General features: G+C 36.8%; 2 protein-coding genes. One reads left to right on the top strand and one right to left on the bottom strand.

What is annotated here, in order from left to right:
• Positions 1-362: 362 nt before the first annotated feature.
• Positions 363-1,091, bottom strand: coding sequence for a nucleotide exchange factor GrpE (grpE, locus tag AFK68_RS08380; RefSeq protein WP_094672339.1), 729 nt, complete (start codon positions 1,089-1,091; stop codon positions 363-365).
• Positions 1,092-2,157: 1,066 nt separating this feature from the next.
• Here grpE and AFK68_RS08375 point away from each other — a divergent pair.
• Positions 2,158-4,329 (top strand): GspE/PulE family protein, encoded by a 2,172-nt coding sequence (locus AFK68_RS08375; protein WP_094672338.1) that lies wholly within the window; start codon positions 2,158-2,160, stop codon positions 4,327-4,329.
• Positions 4,330-4,357: the final 28 nt, after the last annotated feature.

Below are 4,357 nucleotides of genomic sequence, written 5' to 3'. Positions count from 1 at the left end.
AGTATATTTTTGGGGAATATTTTTGTTTCAAAGATGTAAAAAAAATATCTAATTTGGAAAATCATAAGAGACTTTTTTCCAATTTTCACTAATGTTAATTCTATCCAAAAATCATTAGTTTTATTTGTTTAAGTTGCATTCAGAAAAAATCTTAGTTAAGTTCCGACAATTGAATTTAAGTTTTAGTATTTTTGTTTTTGTTGTGGCTGATTTTGGATAGGTCTGAATACAACTTAAAAGGAGGATAATTCAATCAAAAATAACTAACCAGTATGGCGCTATGCGCGAGTCAAAAGTTAAAAGTAATCCATGATTGAGTTTGAGCATTTATAAATGTTCTAACCTTTGTTTCGACTACTATATTAACTTTCTGTATCGGTTTGATTTTCTGCTTCATCATCTGTCGGTTCTGGTGCTGTTGCTACTTTTACCATAGCATGTCGGAGTACACGCTCGCCTAGGATATAACCACGCACCAACTCTTCTATTACGGTTCCTTCTGGATGCTCTGTTGTTGCCTCTCGCATTACTGCTTCATGTAGATTCGGGTCAAACTCTTCACCTTCTGGGCGCATAGGAGAAACTCCTAATTTTTTCAAAGAATCTACCATTTGCTTATAGACACTTTGATAGCTTTTATGAATAGTCATTTCTCCATCATTTGCTGGTTTTATCTGGGAACGAGCACGCTCAAAGTTGTCAATTACTGGTAATAATTCAATGATTGTGGCACACTTAACCTGTGTATCCAATTCTTGCTTTTCCTTTTCTGTCCGTTTACGGAAGTTGTCAAAATCTGCTCCTAGTCTTTTGTATAGAGTCTCTTTTTCCTCTAGTTGAAATTTGGTAGTTTCTAACTGAGTTTGTAAGGATTCATAAGCCTCCTTCAATAAGACTATTTCTTCTGATATTGGCTCAAATTTCTGCTGCTCTGTCTCTACAGAGGCATTATCTTCAGACACTTCTTTGTTATTCTCTACCTTTTGAGATGAATCTAAGTCTACACTTTCCTCAACAGCAACTTGAACATCTTGAATATTTTCATTTATTTCTTGATTTTGTGTTTCTGTAGAGGGGGTCTCTCCTGCCATTTTATTCTCTCCTAATACTTAAGGCTATTACTGGTTTTTGTGTTGCTTTTTTACCCTGATTTATCATATCACAATCAAGAAGCAATACATAATCACTGAAACTCTAACAGTGTTAATATTAGTTTATGTTAACTATGTCTATTTTCATAGCTTTTAAATTTTTGAGATTATTAATACTTGAAACACTAATAACCTGTTGTTAGCAAATATAGTAGGNTAGAGGGGGTCTCTCCTGCCATTTTATTCTCTCCTAATACTTAAGGCTATTACTGGTTTTTGTGTTGCTTTTTTACCCTGATTTATCATATCACAATCAAGAAGCAATACATAATCACTGAAACTCTAACAGTGTTAATATTAGTTTATGTTAACTATGTCTATTTTCATAGCTTTTAAATTTTTGAGATTATTAATACTTGAAACACTAATAACCTGTTGTTAGCAAATATAGTAGGTTCTAAAGATTATGAGATTTGATTATTGAGTAAGATATCTTTAATCCTTTCTGAGATTTGCTAAAAATTGCTAAACAAACCTTTCCTGTTTCTATCTATAACTTTTTTTCAATCATAATTTATTAAACTAATAAACTATCAGTTTCTGGGTTATCAAAAATAAATTAAAAAATAAATCATAATACATAGTTATAACTAACTATATGGCCTTATGTTGTGAGCAAACATTTTGGCCTTGGGTACAGCTTTACATTATACCGAATCATAGAATTATGAAGCAAAACATTTTCCTAGTCTAGATTTTTGTTGTAGATAGATAATTGTACCTACTGTCTCAAACATGGGATAAAGTGTTTCTATGATTGCTAAAATTGTTACAGTAGTCTGGTAATTACTGGCCTTAATTTAATTGGGGATTGGGATTTAGAACGTAGAATATCCCTATTGAAGGAAACAAAGTTAGTGAAAGACTGGATTACATCAAAAATTAAATCAGGGAAGTGTAAACATTTAAGGAGTCAATGTCAATAAAGTTAACAAGTTGTTAACTAAGTGTAAATATTATTAAAAACTTAGGGAATACTAGATTAAGGAGAAATTTTTTATCAGCCATGGCCCAAAGCTCTTCACGCAATTCGCGCACCGCTATAGTTGCCCTCAGTCATCTCTCTCCCTTTGGGAATAAACTTGTTCAAGCTGGCTATGTCAACATCGAACAGTTCCAAAAATGTCAAGTTGAAAGCCGTAAAACGGGTAAATCACTGACAGAGTTACTGCAAGCTCTAACAGGACAAGCCTTACCTCCGGAATTACTCAGGCATTATAAAAAGCAACAGCTATTTGAGTTAATGATTCTCTATGGTGTGGCTGCTTTTGACCCAGAGATTACTCAAATTCCAGCACAACAGGTATGTTATTTAATTGACAAGGTAATTCCAATTGAATTCTGTCGCAATAATCAGATTATACCATTATTTAGTCACGAAACTCATCTGGCAAATCAGGCCGTTCAGACAGGTAGTATGAGTCAAGATCAAATGCTTAAGGCTTTAGCTCAAAGCACCAGCTCACAGGGTAAATTACTTGATGACTTAGAAAAGTTTGCTGGAGATTCATTACCATCAAATTTGGTGAAGGATTATGAAAGTCAACAACCCTTTGTAATGGTGGCAATGGTTAATCCTGATAATCTTCAAGCTAAGGATGAACTGAAAGATAAAATTCTCAGACATCATGGGTTAAATTTACAACGCTTGGTTATTACCCCAGAAGATTATCAACATTTAATCAACTATTACTTTGATGAGCAAACCAGGAAAGATGCTGCTGCTGCTAAAGAGGCAGAAAAAAAAGAGTTAGAGTTGGAATCAGGCTTTTTTGAGAGTTCTGATTTGGAGGATGCAGCAGATGAGGCAGCAGTAGAGGATATAGGAAAAAGCCTATCTGAAGCCGAAGATGCTCCTATTATTAAGGCTGTTAACGTGATTTTAGTTAAAGCACTGAGTGAGGGAGTATCTGATATTCATGTAGAACCCCAAGAAGAATTTATTCAAATTCGGATGCGTAAAGATGGGGTTTTACAAGAATATTTTCGGTTTCCGAAAAAAGTTATTCCTGCTATTACTTCGCGCTTTAAAATTCTTGCCAACCTAGACATTGCTGAAAGACGACAAGCTCAAGATGGTCGTATCCGTAAGGTGTTTAAAGGACGTACTATCGACTTTCGGGTAAATAGTTTACCGAGTCGCTATGGTGAAAAGATAGTTTTACGGATTTTGGATAGTTCTAGTACCCAACTGGGGTTAGATAAATTAATCTCAGACCCGGAGACTTTAGCCCTAGTTAGAGAAACTGCTAGCCGTCCATTTGGATTAATTCTGGTGACGGGACCAACTGGTTCAGGTAAGTCAACCTCTCTGTACTCAATATTGGCAGAACGAAATGACCCAGGGATTAATATTAGTACGGCAGAAGACCCGATTGAATATGCTTTGCCAGGAATTACCCAATGTCAGGTGATTAGGGAAAAGGATTTGACTTTTGCTAGTATCCTGCGGGCGTTTCTGCGACAAGACCCTGATGTTTTACTGGTGGGGGAAACACGAGATAAGGAAACAGCAAAGACAGCCATTGAAGCTGCATTGACTGGACACTTGGTTTTGACAACCCTACACACTAATGATGCAGCAGGAGCGATCGCTCGACTGGATGAAATGGGAGTCGAATCTTTCATGGTTTCTGCTGCTTTGTTGGGAGTGTTGGCACAACGTCTAATGCGCCGGGTTTGTACTGACTGTCGAGTTCCATACGTTCCTGAACCTGATGAACTGCGTCGTTATGGTTTAGTTCCTTCTCAGGAAGAAAATGTGACATTCTATAAGGCCAACACTGTATCAGTTGAAGACCGAAAAGTATTAGCGGAAAGGGGCGAACTTTGCAGAAAATGTGGTGGTCTTGGTTATAAAGGTCGTGTGGGTGTTTATGAGTTTATGAAAATTACGGAGCAATTACAAACTTTAATTACTCAAAGGGCACCAACGGAACAAATCAAGGAAACTGCAGTAGAGGAGGGGATGGTTAGTTTGTTGCCATACAGTCTGAATTTGGTGCGCCAAGGTCATACCACTTTTGAGGAGGTGGAACGGGTAACATTTACAGATTCAGGTTTGGAGGCAGAAATGAAACGCCAAGCCAAGCAAAACTTAATTTGTAAGTCTTGCAATGCTGAATTGGAGGCAGAGTGGTTAGATTGTCCTTATTGTATGACACCTCGCTTTGAGTAGGAGTGGAGTGTGGGGGGTGTGGGGGGTG

This window comes from Hydrocoleum sp. CS-953 (assembly GCF_002260545.1).
In the GTDB taxonomy this organism is placed as follows: Bacteria; Cyanobacteriota; Cyanobacteriia; order Cyanobacteriales; family Microcoleaceae; genus Trichodesmium.
This window is presented reverse-complemented; position numbering and strand designations above follow the sequence as displayed.

Bases quoted from the DNA above. Each gene is read 5' to 3' on its own strand.
- AFK68_RS08375 (WP_094672338.1), top strand. From the start codon at position 2,158: ATGGCCCAAAGCTCTTCACGCAATTCGCGCACCGCTATAGTTGCCCTC.
- grpE (WP_094672339.1), bottom strand. From the start codon at position 1,091: ATGGCAGGAGAGACCCCCTCTACAGAAACACAAAATCAAGAAATAAAT.